Here is a 21,179-nt window from a genome sequence, read left to right on the forward strand (position 1 = left end):
TACAGTGGCCACAACATCTTCAGTTAAATAGCAGTCTGACCCTGAATCGTATCCGTCAGCAGACGAACGTCGGGTTGCTTTAATAATGTCATATGATTTCCCAAACTTTGTCGCACGCTGATGTCAGGCATCAGTGTCTTCCAACCGACAAAACGTTCCGGTGACGAACCTTGTGCGATCACCAGCGTGGTCGGCGTTTCCGGTAAAACCGCCGGTGTAAACCAAATACGAATGTGCGTTGCAAAAGCGCGATAAATCGCTTCAAAGTCACTGTTCCGGGTGCTTTTCGGCAGCAGGCCGCTGTCAATCAAACGACTTAACGTCAACGCAAGACGCGCATGATACGAGAGCGGTGCCAGCTCGCTTGATGTTAAACCGAGTGAACAGCCGCGCATTTCAAATAACTCAATCAGACGGATCAAAGCCTGAAGATCACTGTATTCCTGATGATAGGTGCGCATCGGCACCCGGGAATCTGCGATTGTCAGTGATTTCACCGGAATGCCTTGTGCCTCCATCTGAGTCACCAGCGACAGAGCGACCCAGCCACCAAATGAGTGACCGACAATGTGCAGCTCATGTGCGCCCAGTTGATCTCGTAATGCATCGAGATAGAAAGATGCCGCCGCCTCAACACTGCTATGAGGAATACCGCCACCCCATAATCCCCGCGGTTGAATCGCCAGAACCGTCCAGTCAGATGGCATGGTCTGAACAAAATCAACAAACGAGAACACATTATCCCCGGCACCGGGAATACAGACGACAAGTGGTTGACCGGATTTACCGTTCTGCAATTTCATCACCGGGGTCTCATCCGCGACCGGATATACTGGATTGTGCCGATAAAAATCTGCGCGATGGGCAATCACTTGTGAAATCGCTGCACCGACATCTGCAATATAAGGGGCACTCATCAACTCATAATGTGTCCCGGGGACGGTGACACAGTGGATATTTTCACGCGGTAGAATTTGTGACCACCCAAGCAGCGGCTCAATATCCAGTGATTGTTGTGTCGCAATCAAGTCGAGGTGAATCGGTAAAGGCAATGGCTGATACGCTGCGCGGAGAAAGTCTTTCTGATGGATTAACATCTGATGAAAATACGTTTCCGTCCACGCCTGAGGTAAATAGCCCTCAGTACATCCGATGCGATAGTAGTCCTGCCAGTGGTCTTGCTTTGGCAGTTCAACAGCAGCACCGCGCATCTGTCCGGCAAGATATTCGACGATATGATGGCTCAGCGCCGTGATCATCTCGTCATCAGTCTGCACCGGCTGTTCAATGATGCTCGGTACCCAGCTATCTAACATACCGATAAATTCAATCTGCTGATCCTGACCGAGTAACTGCGCCGCCACTTCATAAGCCAACACACCACCGGAAGACCAGCCAAACAGACGATATGGCCCTTGCGGCTGGATCTGACGGATCATACTGACATAACGTTCTGCCATCCGTTGATAGGTTTTCAATGAGGTCTGCATCCGATCCGGTGCCGATAATCCGTAGACCGGAATATCTGGATCGATGTTCGCTGTCAACGTCGGTCCGTATAACAATTCTCCGCTGAATTCAGGGACGATAAACAGCGGCAGTTGTTTCCCGGTGGTACGGAACGGGATGGCCTGATCGTGATCGTGCTGCGCGGTACTGTCAGCGTCTTGGGTCGCTGCATCCTGCGCCTGAGCAAATGTTGCTGCCAGTTCATGCAGAACAGGCGTTGTCATTAATCTCGCCAAGTCCAGCGTCATCCCCTGTCGCTGCGCTTCACCGACCATCCGCACCGCCAGCAAGGAGTGACCGCCCAACTCAAAGAAGTTGTCGGCACGACCCACTTGCTCAACACCCAGCAGCGCTGACCAAATTGCTGCCAGTTGCTGCTCCGCATCACCCACCGGTGCTTGATATTCATGCCGCACTACTGAACTAATATCCGGCTCCGGTAATGCCTTACGGTTCACTTTACCGTTCGGTGTTAATGGCATCGCATCAATCACCACATATACCGACGGTACCATGTGCGCCGGTAAGCGCTCAGACAACTCGGCCTTCAGTGTCGCCACATCCGGCACCGCATCCGCCTGTGCCGCGGTGTAGTAACCGACTAACTGTTTATCAGCGCTCTGTTTTTCAGAACGGGTACCGAAGGCTCGCGCAACCACCACACCATCCTGAACACCGGTACAACCTTGTAGCGCTGAGCTGATTTCACCCAGCTCAATCCGGAAACCACGGATTTTGACCTGGTCATCATTGCGGCCCCGATATTCAATCGTGCCGTCCGGTAACCAGCAACCCACATCGCCGGTACGGTACATCACCGGATGAGCGTGCTCATCAGCGGTATACGGATTGGCAACAAACCGCTCAGCCGTCAGCTCATCACGGTTGAGATAACCCCGCGCAACCTGAACACCACCAATGTATAACTCCCCTTCAACACCCACCGGTACCGGATGGCCCTCACTGTCGAGGACATACATCTGCGTATTCGCCACCGGACGTCCGATTGAAACCCGGTCACCCGCCAGTTGCCGTGGACAGTACCACGCGGTGACATCCACCGCCGCTTCCGTCGGCCCATACAGGTTATGTAATTCAATCTGTGGCAGACGCGCATAGCTCTTGCGTATCGCTTCCGCCGGTAGCGCTTCACCACTACAGAACACCAAGCGCAGGCTCGGACAATCATCAGGGCTGACCACCTCAAGGAAGCTCTGCAACATTGGGGGGACAAAGTGCACAATCGTTACCCCTTGGGTGGTCATAAGGTTTTTTAAGTAATCCGGGTCTTTGTGCCCTTCGGGTTTCGCCATCAGTAATGTCGCCCCCGACCACAGCGGGCAGAAGAACTCCCACACCGACACATCAAAACTGAACGGGGTTTTCTGCAATACCACATCATCTGCGTTGAACCCGTAGTCTTGTTGCATCCAGTGCAGACGATTGACCACGCCACGATGCTCGTTCATCACCCCTTTCGGTAAACCCGTCGAGCCCGACGTGTAAATGATGTATGCCAGATGACGGTTGGTCAGCTCAGCTACCACAGGATTGGTTGTCGGACTATCAAGCCATGGTTGCACCGGAGAGGCCAAATCGACTAAACGGGTTGTTTCAGGAATCTCTCCCAGACGTGCCACTAAACTGTCGCAGGTCAACAAGGCCACCGGCGCACTGTCGGACAACATATACGTCAGTCGCTCACTCGGATACCCCGGGTCGAGCGGGACATACGCGCCACCCGCTTTGAGAATCGCCAGCAGAGATACCACCAGCTCACAACTTCTTTCCAGACAGACCGCAACCCGGCTGTCCGGACGCACGCCTTGTTCAATCAGCCAGTGCGCCAGTTGGTTTGCCTGTGCATTAAGCTCGGCATAACTGAGCGACTGGTCGTCAAACACCACCGCGGTCGCGTCTGGGCTACGAGCCACCTGCGCTTCAATCAGCGTATGCAGACAGGATGCGTCAGGGAATGACGTTTGCGTCTGGTTAAACTGATTGAGCACGAGGTCGCGTTCAGCATGGGGCAGCACGATTAACTGACCAACCGGACGCGCCGGTGCATCGGTTAAGGTCGTCATTAACGCGGTCAGCGCTTGCTCGACCATTTCCGCCATCCGTTTCGCGCCGATACGGTGATCAACTTTAAAATCTAAACTAAAACCCACGCCTTCGAGATCATCGACCGACAGCCCGACCGGATAGTTGGTCCGTTCTTCATTGGCGAGCATCTCAATGCCTTCCCACGCCGAAACCGATTGTGCAGCGTCGATATCCGTTTGGGCACTTCCGCCTTGATAACGGTAATTTAAAAGTGACGTGAATAATGGTGCCGGGGCACTGACACCACTACATTTCTGTACTTGAGATAGCGGTGCATGCTCATAGTTAAGTAATTCGGCCAGTCGCTGATGGGTCATCTGCACCGCTTCCCCGGTTTTCATCTGCCCAAGAGACAAGCGCAGCGGTAAGGTATTGAGAAACATCCCTAACGCGCGATCCGCCCCGTCACCGCCGGCCATCCGGCCGAACAGTACAGTGCCGAAAACCACATCATCCCGCCCCGTGGTGGCCCGAACCACCAATCCCCATGCCAGATGGAACAGGCTCGCTGCACTGACGCCATATTGCCGGGCCTGAGAACGGATCTGCTGTGCCAGCCGATCATGAACCGGGTGGCGTAACGATTCAATCTCATAGCCATGACTCTGTGTTTCCAGCCAATCAAACGGTGCAGAAGGCTGCTCGATGTCAGCCAACTGCTCACGGAAATAATCGAGATATGTTTGCTGACTCAGTTCGGTTCGCGCCTGAGCGACAAAATTCCTAAATGAGATGGGCTGTGGTAATGCATGCTCCTGTCCCAGCAAATGTGCCTGCACTTCCTCGATCACTAATTCCAGCGTGGTGTGATCCATACACAAATGGTGCTGAAGTAAGCACATGACCCAACGTTGTTGCGCCGGATCGGCAATATAATGAACCGCTAACATTGGGGCTTGAGAGACATCCATCTGCACGCGGGAAGGCGCAAAATAGGCCTGTAGTCGCGCCACCAGGTCGGGCGACGACGCAGCGTTGTTGTCCGCTCCGTCATGCGAAGATGAAACCGCCAATAGTTGCTCCATCTGTAGCGCATGAATCGCAAGTGGCGCTTGACGCCACACCACCTGATGCGCTTCCCGTAGTCCGTCCCAGACGATACCGGTCCGTAAAATATCATGACGCTGAATCACAGCCTGTAATGCATTGAGAAAATCCGTCATCCGCGATTGTTGATCAAAGGTGAGGATCACGGGCGTAATGTATGGGTCACTCTCCTTCTGCAGGATATGGTGATACAAAATGCCTTCCTGTAACGGGGCCAGCGGATAAATATCCTGAATATTGGCGGCGCCACCCGACACACTGGCGGTAATCACATCAATCTCTGCGGCGGTCAGCTCGGTGAGCGGCAACATCTCAGGAAGAATCTGCGTACACGCTTCAGGAATCTGATTGCTCGGTACACTTGCAGCCAGTGGCACAGCGTTTTCTGTCAGCGCGTTTGCCAGCGCAGCCAGTGTCGGATGATTGAACAACGCTTTGACACTCAGATGATAGCCACGCTGACGCAGTTGTTCGATCAACTGAACCGACAGGAGTGAGTGCCCGCCCAGTTCGAAGAAATGATCTTGGCGGCCAATCCGTTCAAGGCCCAATAAGTCACACCAGAGGGTAGCAAGTAACTGTTCAACCTCGGTTTGTGGCGCTTCATAGATCCGGTGGGCAAATGCGCTTTCATCAGCCGGAGGCAAGGCCTTATGATCCACTTTACCGTTCGGTGTCAGCGGTAATTGTTCCAGTAACATATAAGCCGATGGAATCATGTAATCCGGCAGGCTCTGATGTAAACGAGATTTGAGCGCAGCCAAGTCAACGGTGACACCAACAGTCTGCGTGTAATAGCCGACCAAACGTTGATTGCCGCGCTGATCTTTTTGCGCGGTGACGACCGCTTCCTGAATCCCCTCGCAGCGACGCAGTGCGGTTTCAATTTCACCCAACTCAATACGATAGCCACGGATTTTGACCTGATTGTCACAGCGTCCCTGATAGTGGATCAGGCCGTCTTGCTTCCAACATCCTAAATCACCAGTGCGGTACATCCGCGCATCGGCTTGGGGTGAGAATGGATCGGGCAAGAAGCGCTCGGCCGTCAGTTCAGGACGATTCAGATAACCGCGGGCAATCCCGACACCACCGAGGTAGATTTCACCGGTCACACCGTGGGGCACCGGCTCACCGCGGGCGTCAAGAATATAAATCGTGCCGTTGGGTCTTGGTAATCCAATCGGTGGTTCACCGTTAAACCCTTGATGTAACGCGCATGTCGTCCCCCAGATGGTAGTTTCTGTCGGTCCGTAACCGTTATACACCATGCGACCTTCGGTCAGCCAAGGTTCAATCACTGTCCGGGTGACGGCTTCTCCCGCAGTTAACAGCATCTTCAAATCCGGTAACGACACATCGGTGCGCAGACTCCCCAGCGCTGCGGGCGGTAAAGGGGCATGCGTAATGCGGCGCGATTTGAGAATCGTCAGTAACGCTTCTCCGAGGGGCTGCTCCGACCCGGCAAAATGTAACTCGGCACCAGAGCAGATTCCCAAGACTATCTCAAACAGACTCGCATCAAAGCTGATTGAACTGAACTGTAATACCCGGCTTCCCCGGCCGACAGCGAGCATATTTCGCTGCGCATATGACACGTTACATATCCCTTGGTGGGCAATCATCACCCCCTTCGGTTTGCCAGTCGAGCCGGAGGTATAGATGATATAGGCCAGATGTTGTGCCGTCAGACCAAGCGCGGCAACATCCAAATTGGTCGTCGCATAGTCAGCCCACATATGGCGATGGGCATCCACATCTACAACCGTGCATTCCGGTGCGATTTCACCGAGCCGCGGCAGCACGTCTGCATGAGTGATCAACACCTGCGGTGCACTGTCGGTCAGCATATGAATCAGACGCTCGTCAGGATAATTGAGATCCATCGGCACATACACCCCGCCCGCTTTCATCGTCGCTAACATCGCAATCAACAAATCAGCACTCCGGGGGAGAGCAATCGCCACACGGCTGTCGGGACCGACACCGTGTTCAACCAGCCAATGTGCCAATTGATTCGCCCGCATATTGAGCTCACCATAGGTCAATGACTCACCATCAGTGACCAGCGCGGTTGCCTCCGGTGTTTCATCAACAAACGATTCGAACAGTTGATGAATACAGGCATCATCAGGAAATGCCATAGCGGTCTGATTCAACGTGGTAATGAGGTAATCCCGCTCGGATTGCGGCAGAATCGGCAACGTGCGGACATCAGCATCACACTCAGCAACCATTCCTTCCAGCAGGCATTTCCAGTAACCGAAATAACGCTTGATCGTGGCGGAATCAAACAGTGCTGTCGCATAGTTCAGCGTACCGGACAAATGGTCATCACATTCGGTCATGAGCAGCGCTAAGTCTACTTTGGCAGAATGATCGGGAACATCAATATGAGACAGTCGCATGTCGTCCAATGCCGCTTCAACGCGGGGTTGATTCTGCAAGGAAAACAAGACCTGAAAGACCGGAGAATAAGACAAACTACGTTGCGGTGCGACAGCCTCAACCACTTGCTCAAACGGAATATCCTGATTGGATTGTGCTGCCAGTGAGGTCGCTTTGACCTGAGCCAGTAACGCCTCGGTATTCAACGGTTGCGATAAGTCCACTCGCAACGCCTGTGTGTTGACGAACATTCCGATCAGGTGAGCGACTTCTTTGCGGGTTCGACCGGCGACCGGCGTGCCGATCACCACATCATCCTGTCCTGCCAGACGCCCCATCAGTGCTGCCCAACTGGCGAACAGCGTCATATACAAAGTACATCCATAACGTTGACTTAACGCTCTCAGCCGAGCAGTCAGTTCGGCATCCAGCGTGACACTAACATTGTCACCAAGATAGTCGCGCTGTTCAGGGCGAGGACGATCGCTCGGTAATGACAGCAGTTCTGGCGCACCTTGCAGATGAGTGACCCAATACTGCTGCTGTTGCTCAAGCACTTCGCCTTGGATATGGTCTTGTTGCCACTGTGCGTAATCACCAAACTGGATAGTCGGTTTCGGTAGTGGATCGATGCCATCCTGAACATATGCATGGTATAAGGCACTTAACTCTTCAGTCAGGATACCCATCGACCAACCATCCGCGACGATGTGGTGCATCATGATATACAGGGCGTGGTCGGTGTCCGTTTGACGAATCAAACGCCCTTGCACCAATGGCCCTTGGGTGAGATCAAACTGGGGAGCTTCATAAGCGGATTCCGCCTCACCCGCAACCGAGTGACAAATCTCCAGCGGAAAACCGCAATCCGGTGCACCGATGATTTGCATCGGTTGCCCCTCACGAACCTCAATATGCGTTCGCAAAGCGGCATGGCGAACCACCAACTGATCCAACGCCTGCGTTAAAGCCGTCATATTCAGCGGCCCTTCAATGCGCAGCCCGGCAGCAATCACATAAGCCGCGGTTGTCGCAGAATCCATTTGTGACATCACCCATAACCGTTGCTGGGCCAGCGACAATGGAAATTCTCGTTGGCTTTCATCAGCAGCCACGATGATATCTTGCTTGGGAAGTTGGGGCTGTGCAGCCCCGTCTTGTTCAAGTTGTTCCAGAATTGCCATCATTTCTTCGGGTGACAATTCATCAATAGAAAAGCGTGTATCAGTCATGGTTATTTCTTTCCTTTGGCTAAACGCTGCGCCATATTTTCAATATCTTGTGATGCAAAAGCAGAAAGTTTGATGTAAGCCAGCTTCATCGCTAACGCAGATAGCACTGAGTGCTCAAAAAGTTCTGTAATCGTCACCTCAATATGGAGGTGGTGCTGAATTTCAGAAATCAGCCGGACCGCCAATAATGAGTGTCCCCCTAATTCAAAGAAGTCATCCTGACGTCCCACTCGTTCGACATTGAGTAATTGACACCAAATGTCAGCCAGCGTCGTCTCCATGGCATTTTTCGGCGCTTCGTATTGCCGGACGACAAACGCCGTTTCATCCGGCTCCGGCAATGCTCTGCGGTCAACTTTACCGTTGGCCGTCAACGGCATCTCTGCCAGCGCAACATACGCCGCCGGTACCATGTAACTCGGTAAACATGCCGCCAAACGGGACTTCAGCTCACTCGCTGTCAGTCTCTCTTCTCCCTGAGTGAAGTAAGCCACCAGACGTTTTGATGCGGAATCACCCGTAGCGATGACCACCGCTGAAGCCACGCCACACGACACTAACGCTGACTCAATCTCGCCCAGCTCGATCCGGAAACCGCGCACCTTGACCTGAAAATCATTGCGACCGACAAACTCAATCGTTCCGTCTGCGCGCAAATACCCCAGGTCTCCCGTCCGGTACATCCGTGCATTCGCTGACGAGGCATACGGGTCCGGCACAAACCGCTCTGCGGTTAATTCCGCTTGATTGAGATAACCCAACGCCACCCCGTCACCACCGATATACAGCTCACCAACCACACCTTGCGGTACCGGCTGACCGTGACTGTTGAGTAAATACACTTGGGTATTGCCGATCGGACGACCCAACGGAATGCTCACCGCATGTTCATCCACCGCCGTGATTTCATGGGTCAGGGCGAATGTTGTGGTTTCCGTCGGACCATAACCATTGAGCAGATGCTGCGGGGCACTCTCAGACAGCACCCGACGAATTACCGCCGGGTCAAGCGCATCACCACCGACCAACAGATAACGCAGGTTGGGGAATACCGATTGCAACCCTTGGGCATACTGATTAAACAAGCCGACCGTCAGCCACAGAATACTGACCTGATGCTGCGTTAATACTTGGGCAAAGGCATGGACGTTCAGGAGCGTCTCTTGCTCAATCACCACCACCGCCGCGCCATTGAGCAGCGGTGCCCACACTTCTAACGTGGTCGCATCGAATGCGGGGTTAGCCGCCAGCGCAATCCGGTCTGAAGGTTGCACCGCCATATAGCCGTTATTCAGGACCAGCCTTGCTATGGCCCGGTGTGGTACCACGACACCTTTTGGCTGACCGGTTGAGCCTGAGGTGTACATCACATAGGCAGGTGCGTCACCTTGTACCGCAACCGACACCGCTTCTTCGCGATGTTCGTTCAGCAGTGATTCACTCAGCGTCAAGACTTTGAGTGATAAGCTATCCGGTGTCGTTTCCGACTCAGTCAGTAACACCTCGGCACCACAGTCATCCAGAACATAACGCTGACGTTCGGCAGGCGCATTTGGATCAAGCGGTACATACACCCCACCACATTTTAAAATCGCCAGCTCTGCCACCACCAACGCGGCTGAACGCGGCAACCGCACGGCGACTCGCTGACCGGGGATCACTCCCAAAGTTTGTAAGCGGTGCGCCAGCGCATTGGCACTTCCCTCTAGCTCGCTATAACGCCATTCGCCCGCTTCGGTGATGAGCGCGATGGCATCCGGTGAAGTGCTCGCCTGTTGGCTGAACAGCGTATGAACCCCACAATCGGATGGGTAGTCAAAGTCGGTTTGATTGAAGTGTTGCAGCATATGCTGCTGCTCACTGTCGCTGAGCATCGGCAGAGCACCGACGGGTAACTCAGGCTGACGGACCATCCCTTCTAATACGGTGATCCAATAACTGAGGTAACGCTGCACGGTTTCCGGCTCAAACAACGCAGTTGCGTAGGTTAAATAACCATTGAGGCCGCCGTCGTGTTCATGAATTTCAAGACTCAGGTCAAACTGGGCCGTTGAAAGTGCATTGTCTAACGCTTCCAGAGTCAGTTCAGGAAGTTGTATCTGATCTGTCGGCGTATTTTGCAACGCGAACATCACTTGGAAAATCGGTGCATGAGACAAACTGCGCACCGGTGCAACAGTTTCAACCACTTGTTCGAACGGCATATCCTGATTGGCTTGTGCCGCCAGTGCCGTCTCTTTGACTTGCGCAAGCAAATCTTGTGTATTGAGCCCTTCGGTCAACTGAACCCGCATTGCCATACTATTGACAAACATCCCGATCAAGCCTTCCACATCACTCTGGGTTCGTCCGGCGATCGGAGAACCAATCACGATGTCGTCCTGACCGGAGAGACGCCCCATCGCCACGGACCACCCGGCCAATAGCGTCATGTAAAGCGTACAACCACGGCGTTGACTCAATTGACGCAGTTGCTCGGTCAACTCGCGACTGACCGTGATCGGTAAACTTGCGCCACTGTAATCTTGATGCGCCGGGCGAGGCCGATCCGTCGGCAATGTCAGACAATCCGGAATATCACGTAACTGCTCGTGCCAATACTGTTGCTGACGTTGCAACACCTCGCCTTGTAAATGCGTCTGTTGCCATGCCGCATAATCACCATACTGGAGCGTCAGTGGCGGCAGCGGATCAACCTGACCATTGCAGTGAGCGGTGTACAGTGCAGCCAACTCACGATTAAAGATCCCCATCGACCAGCCATCGGTAATCATATGGTGCATGACAATCCGTAACCAATGCTCCCGATCAGATACGCGAATTAATTGTCCCTGAATCAAGGGGCCCTGAGTGAGATCAAACGTTGGCGACAGTGGCGCAAGCTCATCCATCACGCCTTCCCCGTCAAGGTAGGTTAACGGGAACCCGACACTCGGTGCACTCACCACTTGTATCGGCTCATCAGCAACAAGTGCAAAATGAGTCCGTAATGCAGCATGTCGGGCAACGATCTGATCCAGCGCCCGTTGCAATGCATCGACATCTAATTTGCCTTGCAAACGCACACTTCTCGGCACGGTATAAGCCGCCGTGGCCTGTGCATCCATCTGAGATAAGAACCACAAGCGTTTTTGCGCCAGAGATAGTGGAATGGCTTGCCCCTCTGGCAGTGGCGTAATCGCAGGTAAGGTTGAACCTTGTGCATCCTCAAGCAGCGCTGCCACTTCATGTAATGTCGAATGAGAAAACAGTGTCGTCAGTGATAATTCCCGCCCCAACTGCTCACGCACCCGTGACACCATCCGCACCGCCAGCAAGGAGTGACCGCCCAACTCAAAGAAGTTGTCGGCACGACCCACTTGGTCAACACCCAACAACGCTGACCAAATCGCTGCCAGTTGTTGCTCCGCATCACCCACCGGTGCTTGATATTCATGCCGTACCACTGAACTGATATCCGGCTCCGGTAATGCCTTACGGTTCACTTTGCCGTTCGGTGTTAATGGCATCGCATCAATCACCACATACACCGCCGGTACCATGTGCGCCGGTAAGCGCTCAGACAACTCGGCTTTCAGGGCTGCCACATCCGGCACCGCATCCGCCTGTGCTGCGGTGTAGTAACCAACTAGCTGTTTATCAGCGCTCTGTTTTTCAGAACGGGTACCGAAGGCTCGCGCAACCACCACACCATCCTGAACACCAGTACAACCTTGTAGCGCTGAGCTGATTTCACCCAGCTCGATACGGAAGCCACGGATTTTCACCTGGTCATCATTGCGGCCCCGATACTCAATTGTGCCATCCGGTAACCAGCAACCCACATCGCCGGTACGGTACATCACCGGATGAGCGTGCTCATCAGCGGTATACGGATTGGCAACAAACCGCTCCGCTGTCAGCTCATCACGGTTGAGATAACCCCGCGCAACCTGTACACCACCAATGTATAACTCCCCTTCAACACCCACCGGTACCGGATGCCCCTCACTGTCGAGCACATACATCCGGGTATTGGCAACCGGACGTCCGATTGAAACCCGGTCACCCGCCAGTTGCCGTGGACAGTGCCACGCGGTGACATCCACCGCCGCTTCCGTCGGCCCATACAGGTTATGTAATTCAATCTGGGGCAGACGGGCATAGCTCTTACGTATCGCTTCCGCCGGTAGCGCTTCACCACTACAGAACACCAAGCGCAGGCTCGGACAATCATCAGGGCTGACCACCTCAAGGAAGCTCTGCAACATTGGGGGGACAAAGTGCACAATCGTTACCCCTTGGGTGGTCATAAGGGTTTTTAAGTAATCCGGGTCTTTGTGCCCTTCGGGTTTCGCCATCAGTAATGTCGCCCCCGACCACAGCGGGCAGAAGAATTCCCACACCGACACATCAAAACTGAACGGGGTTTTCTGCAATATCACATCATCTGCGTTGAACCCGTAGTCTTGTTGCATCCAGTGCAGACGATTGACCACACCGCGGTGCTCGTTCATCACCCCTTTCGGTAAACCCGTCGAGCCCGACGTGTAAATGATGTATGCCAGATGACGGTTGGTCAGCGCTGCTATCACAGGATTGGTTGTCGGACTATCAAGCCATGGTTGCACCGGAGAGGCCAAATCGACTAAACGGGTTGTCGCCGGAATCTCTCCCAGACGTGCCACTAAACTGTCGCAGGTCAGCAAGGCCACCGGCGCACTGTCGGATAACATATACGTCAGTCGCTCACTCGGATAACCCGGGTCGAGCGGAACATACGCGCCGCCCGCTTTGAGAATCGCCAGCAGAGAGACCACCAGCTCACAGCTTCTTTCCAGACAGACCGCAACCCGGCTGTCCGGACGCACGCCCTGTTCAATCAGCCAGTGCGCCAGTTGGTTTGCCTGTGCATTAAGCTCGGCATAACTGAGCGACTGGTCGTCAAACACCACCGCAGTCGCGTCTGGGCTGCGGGCCACCTGCGCTTCAATCAGCGTATGCAGACAAGCTTCGTCAGGGAATGCGGTTTGGGTCAGGTTGAACTGGTTGAGCACGAGGTCGCGTTCAACGTTCGGGAGGATATTCAGTGAGCCAACCGCTTGGGTAGGTACCGAGACCATCTGCTGTAACAAAGCGTGCCAGTATCCGAGATAGCGTTCGACGGTGCCTGCATCAAAGAGAGCCGTGGCATAGTTCAGCGTTCCGGAGAGCTGACCATCCATTTCAAAGAGATCTAAGCTCAAATCAAACTGCGCGGTCCGACGTTCGGTTTCCAATAAGGAAAGGGTGACACCAGATAGCGCCTGTGTTTCTTGCGGTGTATTTTGCAAACTCAGCATCACTTGGAACAGTGGCGGATGAGACATATTTCTTGTTGGTGCAACCGACTCCACCACCTGCTCAAACGGAATATCCTGATGGGCCTGTGCCGCCAGTGCCGTGTCTTTCACCTGCGCCAGCAAATCAATCGTGTTCGGATGATCAGACAGATCAACTCGGATCGCCTGTGTATTGACGAACATGCCGATCAAAGGTTCAACTTCCGCACTGGTACGTCCGGCAATCGGCGAGCCAATCACCACATCATCCTGACTGGCAAGACGTCCCATCAATGCGGACCAACTGGCTAATAAAGTCATGTAAAGCGTACAACCATGACGACGGCTTAAATCTTTCAGCCCGTCAGTGATGGCCTGATCAAACTGCACTGGAATGACTGCACCGTCATAGGACTGATAAGCAGGCCGGATATGATCGGTCGGTAAAGTCAGGCATTCAGGAATGCCCTGCAACTGCTGCGCCCAATAAGCTTGTTGCTGTTGCAGAACGTCCCCTTGTAGATAGCGCTGTTGCCATGCGGCAAAATCACCATACTGAATGCTCAGCGGTGGCAACGGATCCGCATCACCTTGAGTAAACGCGTTATACAATTCTCCCAGTTCACGGATGAACACATTGACCGACCAACCATCGGAAATGATGTGATGCATCGCAATTCTCAACCAATGCTCTTCGTCACTGATACGAACCAACTGTCCTTGAAGTAAGCGTCCGCTATCCAGACTGAATTGAGGCTGGAAAGGGACGTCCGTTTGCGTTTCCATCACCAAAGGGAAACCAACGGTTTCAGATGTGATGACCTGCGTTGCCAGCCCGTCACATTCAATGAAATGTGTGCGTAGAATTTCATGCCGGGCGACAATCCGGTCCAGCGCCTGTTGAAGTGCTTCGATGTTCAATCGTCCGTGCAGTCTGGTGCCACCGGCAATAATATAAGCCGATGATGCTGCCGGATTCATCCGTGACAGGAACCATAGCCGTTGTTGTGCCAACGACAACGGTGGGGTTTGTTGACTGGCATCCCGCGTAATCGCAGGAAGACGTTGCTGTGATGGCGTCAGATCGCGGTCTTGCAATGTGGCAGCCAACTCAGACAGTACCGGATGAGCAAACAGCGTGGTCAGCGAGATTTCAAGCCCAAGTGCAACTCGGATCCGAGACACGAGCTGAATAGCGATTAATGAGTGACCGCCCAGTTCAAAGAAGTCATCATGACGCCCTACCTGACTCACACCCAACAGACCCGACCAAATCTCAGCCAGCTGAACTTCCACATCTCCCTGTGGCGGCTCATAAGCCCGTTGCGGTAAGTCACTTGCATCAACTGCCGGTAAAGCCTTTCGGTCAACCTTGCCATTCGGGGTTAACGGAAATGCATCCAACGCGATATAAATCCCCGGTACCATGTAATCCGGCAAACGACGGCGTAACTCGGCCTTCAATCCTTCCTCAAAACCCTCACCGGATTGCGCAGTGTCTTCCGCCACATAATAACCCACCAGCCGTGGCTCTCCGTCCGCCATCTCAGGCGCAGCAACCACCGCATCTGCAATGCCAGCATACCCCTGCATCAGCGACTCGATTTCACCCAGCTCGATTCGGAATCCCCGAATCTTGACCTGAAAGTCACTCCGGCCTAAACAGCGAATCCGACCCTCACTATCCCAACGACCCAAGTCACCGGTTTGGTACATCAACGCTCCGGATTCAGCAACAAACGGGTCTGCGATAAACCGCTCGGCGGTTAAATCATCGCGATTGAGATATCCGGCCGTTACCCCGGCGCCGGCAATGTAAATCTCTCCACTGACACCCACCGGAACCGGCTGGTGTCTCTCATCCAGAATATAAATTCGGGTATTCCCAATCGGTTGACCAATCAGGACACCCGCATCACTGAGATGCAAAGGATGGGTCGCTGACCAGACCGTCGTCTCCGTCGGACCATACATATTCCACAAACGACCGACGCGGCCAAGAATCTCATCCGCCAGCACTTTCGAGAAGGATTCTCCGCCAATCAGTCCGGTTAACCGGGGCGAGCCCTGCCACCCTGCTGCCAGCAAAAGTTTCCATGTCGCCGGGGTTGCCTGAAACAGGGTAATCGCCTGATTATCCAGATAAGCAGCCAACGCTTCACCATCACGGGCCAGCGCTTTGTCCGCCAAATGCAGGGCGGCACCACTGGACAGCGGCAGATAAATTTCAAGCACATGAATATCAAAGGATATCGTTGTCACCGCTAATAAACGGTCATCACCACTCACCTGATGTTGCTGCTGCTGACTGGTCAGGAAGTTAACCACGGCCCGGTGCGGCACCATCACCCCTTTGGGTTGTCCGGTTGAGCCGGAGGTATAAATCACATACGCCAGATGATCACCGCTCAGGGTTGCCACTTCGGGATTGCTCACCGGCTCATCCGCCAGCGATTCACGATTGAGCTCAAGCACCTGTAACTGCGCCGCCTGCTCACCGAATGTCTGCGCAACATCAACGCTGCCGTCGCTAATCAGAACCACAGGACGGCTGTCGGCCACCATGTATTGCAATCGCTCGGACGGGAACAACGGGTCGAGCGGGACGTAGGCACCGCCCGCTTTGAGGGTCGCCAGCAAGGTCGTGACCATGGCACAGCTGCGCTCAACCATCACCGCAACATAGCTGCCCGGTGTGACCCCCAGTGCAATCAGACGATGAGCTAACTGATTGGCTTGCGTATTCAGTGCGGCATAACTCAGCGAGTCATTCCCTGAAACCACCGCGGTAGCATCGGGTGTCTGCGCTGCTTGTGACTCAAATAACTGGTGCAGACATGCTTGCTCGGGATAGGGCATTGTGGTCTGGTTAAAGGTGTCGAGCACAAGGTGGCGCTCTTCAACAGGCAACAGATCCAATTGGTCAATGGATGTCTCAGGAAGCGAGATATCAGACGGTGTCATCAGCGTGTTCACCAACCCATTCAGTGCCGTCACGAGCATGGCGCCAATCCGATCGCCACCGATGCTCCGACTGACATGGATATCTAACGAGAAACCACCGTTGACAATATCGTTAACCGCCACGGTCAATGGGTAATTGGTATTTTCGGCAGCAAAAACCACGGTTCCCAGCGCATCACTCTCCTCAGTATGCTGTGCGCTGCCGCCTTGATAACGATAGTTGAGAAGAGAACTGAATAACGGTGTCTGATTGCTCAAGCCACTACACTGTTGCGCCAAAGCCAATGACGTATGTTCATGTTCAAGTAACTCACCCAATCGCTGTTGGGTCTGAGCCAGCGCTGATTCTACCGATGCTCCTGCAAAAGAGATCCGTAATGGTAACGTATTGAGGAACATGCCTAGCACGCGATCAGCCCCTTCACCGCCGGCCATCCGGCCGAACAGTACCGTGCCGAAGACGACATCGTCCTGCCCCGTCGCCATGCGCACCACCAGCCCCCAGGCAAGATGGAATAACGCGGCAGGGCTCAAACCTTTCTGACGTGCCAGTACGCGCACCTGATCTGCCAAATGCGGATCAATCGCGACATGTACCCCTTCCGTCAGCTCACTTTGTGTTTGTAGGCCGAATGGCACACAAGGCTCATCAAGATCACCCAGCAATGCCTGAAAATAGCGCAAATGTTCATCGCGGTCAGATTGGTTCAGAGTAGTTTGCGCGACAAAGTTACGAAACGGTAACGGCTTGGGCAGCATCGCTTCCCGCCCCGTCATGTAAGACTGTACTTCTTCAACCAGTAACTCCAGTGTGGTGTGATCATTACACAGATGATGGAATAAGAAGCATAACAGCCAGCGATCTTGCGCCGGATCTGCGACTTTGTAGATTTCAATCATGGGTGCACGCTGGATATCCATCCGTGTCCGGGCCGGATCAAAGTGACGACTCAGCGCATCAGCCACATCCCCCGTCGGTTCAACGTGCTCAAGTTGCGCTGCCTGAAGTGTTTTCAACACGACCGGCGCTTCGCGCCACACCACTTGGACGGGGGTCTCCAGTCCATCCCAAACGACAGCCGTCCGTAAAATATCATGCCGCTGCACCACATGCTGAAGGGCGCTGATAAATGTCTCGATTTCCGCTTCACATCTGAAACTCTGAATAAATCGGGTAATGTATGGGTCACCTTGTTCGGCCAGTAAGTGGTGGAATAAGATCCCCTCTTGAAGTGGTGCCAGCGGATAAATATCCTGAATATTCGCGGCACCGCCAGCGACGGTCTGACTGATCCGATCAATCTCTGGCTGGCTCAGCGTCACCAACGGTAACATCTCTGGTGTGATATGCTGACAACCTGCGGGAATCAGATTCGGCGGAATTTTGCTTTGTGGGTTCGTGGTATGAGCGACCAAGGTTTCAGCTAATGCTGCCAAAGTTGGCCGGGCGAACAGATCCCGGATCACCATCTGATAGCCCTGTTGACGTAACCGTTCGATCATTTGCACAGCCAGTAACGACTGACCTCCGAGCTCAAAGAAGTTATCATCCCGGCCCACTTGTTCAACACCGAGTAACGCCGACCAGATCTCAGCTAAAGTCGATTCAACGACACCTTCTGGTGCAGTAAACGCTTGACGGACAAACGCACTTTCATCCGGCTCCGGCAGAGCCTTGCGGTCAACTTTACCATTGGCGTTCAACGGCATGTGATCCAGTGCAACATAGGCTTTCGGCACCATGTAATCAGGCAATCGCTCAGCTAATCGTGATTTCAGTTCCGCTGCCGTGATCTGCGGATCTTGAGTGGTAAAATAAGCCACTAACCGTTTCGAGCCGGCATCTTCACCTTGGGCAAGCACGACCGCACTGTCAGCACCGCTTGAAAGCAATGCCACTTCAATTTCACCTAACTCGATACGAAATCCGCGAATCTTGACCTGAAAATCATTTCTGCCGATAAATTCGAGTGTGCCGTCAGGGTGTCTGTAACCCAGATCACCGGTTTTATACATCCGTGCATTCGGCTGTGATGAATACGGGTCAGGAATAAAACGTTCTGCGGTCAATTCATCTTGATTAAGATATCCCAACGCGACACCGTCACCACCAATATATAATTCACCGACAACCCCTTGTGGCACCGGTTGTCTCTGATCGTTCAGCAGATATATCTGTGTGTTGCCAATCGGATAGCCAAGCGGAATGTTCACCGCATCCTCATCCACGGCTGTTACTTCATGTGTTGTCGCAAATGTGGTGGTTTCTGTGGGGCCATAGCAGTGCACCACATGCTGTGGGGCGCCCTCGGACAGCATCCGTCGGATCACCATTGGATCAGGCGAATCCCCGCCAAAGAGTACATAGCGCAGTCCCGGTAACACGGTTTTCAAATCTTGCGCATATTGATTGAATAGACCGATCGTCATCCACAAAACACTGACTTGATGATCAATCAATGCTTGCTCAAACGCTTGGACGTTCAATAAGGTATCTTGATCAATCACGACCACCGCAGCACCGTTGAGCAATGGTGTCCATATTTCGAAGGTGGTTGCATCAAACGCGGGGTTGGCTGAGAACGAAAACCGATCCGCAGGCTGAACGGTTATATAACCATTATTGATCACCAGTCGGGCAATGCCCCGATGAGGGATTACAACGCCTTTTGGCTGACCGGTTGAGCCCGAGGTGTACATCACGTAAGCCGGTGCATCTCCACTGACAGGAACCGACACGGGTTGCTCGCGAGTCTCATTGACCAATGATGCATCGATCTCCAATACCGTGAGCGTCGGATAATCCGCTGTCGCACCGGGCTCAGCAATCAAAACCGTCGCACCACTATTGTCCAGTATATAATCCAGTCGTTCTGTCGGAGCCGTTGGATCAAGCGGCACATACACCCCGCCGACTTTCAGAATCGCCAGTTCCGCCTGAATCAAAGCTGCTGAACGCGGCAGCAGAATAGCGACGCGCTGTCCCGGCTGAACGCCAAGTGTTTGCAGTCGGTAAGCGAATGCATTCGCCCGCGCCTCCAGTACCGCATAAGTCAGATCACCATCATCAGTCACCACCGCTGTCGCATCGGGCGATGCATTGACCTGCTCAGCAAACAGCGTATGAACGCCCTTATCTGCGGGATAATCGTAACGATTCTGATTGTATTGATGGATGACGGTGTGAAATTGCTCGTCATCGAGTATTGGTAATGCAGTCACTGGTAACTCAGGCTGCTCGACCATCCCTTGCAGTAAACGGATCCAATAGCCGAGATAGCGTTCAACCGTCGCTTTTTCAAACAAAGCAGTCGCATAATTCAGATAACCAGACAGCGTGTCGCCAGATTCACTGAGCAGCAGACTCAAATCAAATTTTGCAGTCCTAAACGGTTCTTCTTCCGGAGATAAAGAGATATCGGGGAGACTCAAGGTTGAGTCCGGCAGATTCTGGAGGGCAAAGATCACCTGAAATAACGGTGTATACGCTGGATTACGGTTCGTCAGTACCGCCTCAACCACCTGTTCAAACGGCATATCCTGATTGGACTGCGCAGCCAGTGCCGTGGTTTTCACTTGTGCCAGTAACGCGGGCGTATTGGGTTGCTGACTTAAATCAACTCGCAGCGCCTGCGTATTGACAAACATCCCAATCAAACCTTCTAACTCAGCACGATTTCGCCCGGCGACAGGCGCACCGATCACCACATCATCCTGACTGGCCAGACGGCTCATTAACGTCGCCCAACTGGCAAACAGCGTCATAAACAGGGTGGTATCATGGCGCTGTCCCAAGGCTTTCAAAGCAGCAGTTAACGTCCGGTCCAACGTAAAATTCACACTGGCACCGGCATGATCCTGCACCGACGGACGTGGAAAATCGGTTTTAAGCGCCAGACACTCCGGTGCATCTTTCAGTTGTCCGACCCAGTAATCCCGTTGACGGGGAATAACAGATTCAGCGAGGGATTGTTGCCAGTGGGCATAATCAGCGAACTGAATCGGTAACGGGGGCAGCGGGTTACTTTGTCCCTGACACAATGCGGCATATAAGGTACCGACTTCGCGGATAAACACGCTCATCGACCATCCATCGGCAATGGCATGGTGGAGGGCAACACGCAGCACGAACTCATTTTGTTGAACATGGATCAATTCAGCTCTGACCAATGGCCCTGCCGAGAGATCAAAATGGGGCAAATAAGGCTCAGAGAGATCGACTTGATCAAGATTGATCTCATCAAGTAAGAATCCGGTATCCGCTGGCATCATCTGCTGGAAAGGTTGCCCGTCCCGCGTAATAAAAATGGTTCTGAGGGCTTCATGGCGGGAGACCATGTGATCCAGTGTTTGTCGTAAGATGTCGATATTCAGCAGACCTTTCAGCCGGAATGAACCGTTGATAATATAGGCGTCGGATGCACTCGTCTCCATTTCAGACAGAAACCAGATCCGTCGCTGTGCCAGTGCTAAAGGCTCTCCTTCCGGAGAGCGGGCGACAGGTTCAATGGCGGCAGGCTTGTCTTTCTTTTTTCGTTTCAGGCCTCTTGCTTTTGCCAGCTCAAATAATTTGACGACATCATCGCCAGACAAGTTATTCATCGATGCACCCAAATCATCATTTGTACTCATG

At 53.3% G+C, this 21,179-nt stretch carries 2 protein-coding genes; both read right to left on the reverse strand.

Annotated elements, in window-relative coordinates:
- Nucleotides 1–23: 23 nt before the first annotated feature.
- Entirely contained in the window at nucleotides 24–8,282 is an 8,259-nt protein-coding gene (locus BSQ33_RS06920; RefSeq protein WP_088133720.1) for a non-ribosomal peptide synthetase, read from the reverse strand.
- A gap of 2 nt (nucleotides 8,283–8,284) precedes the next feature.
- The gene (locus tag BSQ33_RS06925) at nucleotides 8,285–21,178 is read right to left on the reverse strand and encodes a non-ribosomal peptide synthetase (RefSeq protein ID WP_088133721.1); all 12,894 of its coding nucleotides are present in this window, start codon (nucleotides 21,176–21,178) and stop codon (nucleotides 8,285–8,287) included.
- Nucleotide 21,179 lies beyond the last annotated feature (1 nt).

This window comes from Vibrio gazogenes, from assembly GCF_002196515.1.
Taxonomy (GTDB): Bacteria; Pseudomonadota; Gammaproteobacteria; order Enterobacterales; family Vibrionaceae; genus Vibrio; species Vibrio gazogenes_A.

Excerpts from the sequence above, each read along its gene's own strand:
- BSQ33_RS06920 (WP_088133720.1), bottom strand. The coding sequence starts at position 8,282 with ATGACTGATACACGCTTTTCTATTGATGAATTGTCACCCGAAGAAATG.
- BSQ33_RS06925 (WP_088133721.1), bottom strand. The coding sequence starts at position 21,178 with ATGAGTACAAATGATGATTTGGGTGCATCGATGAATAACTTGTCTGGC.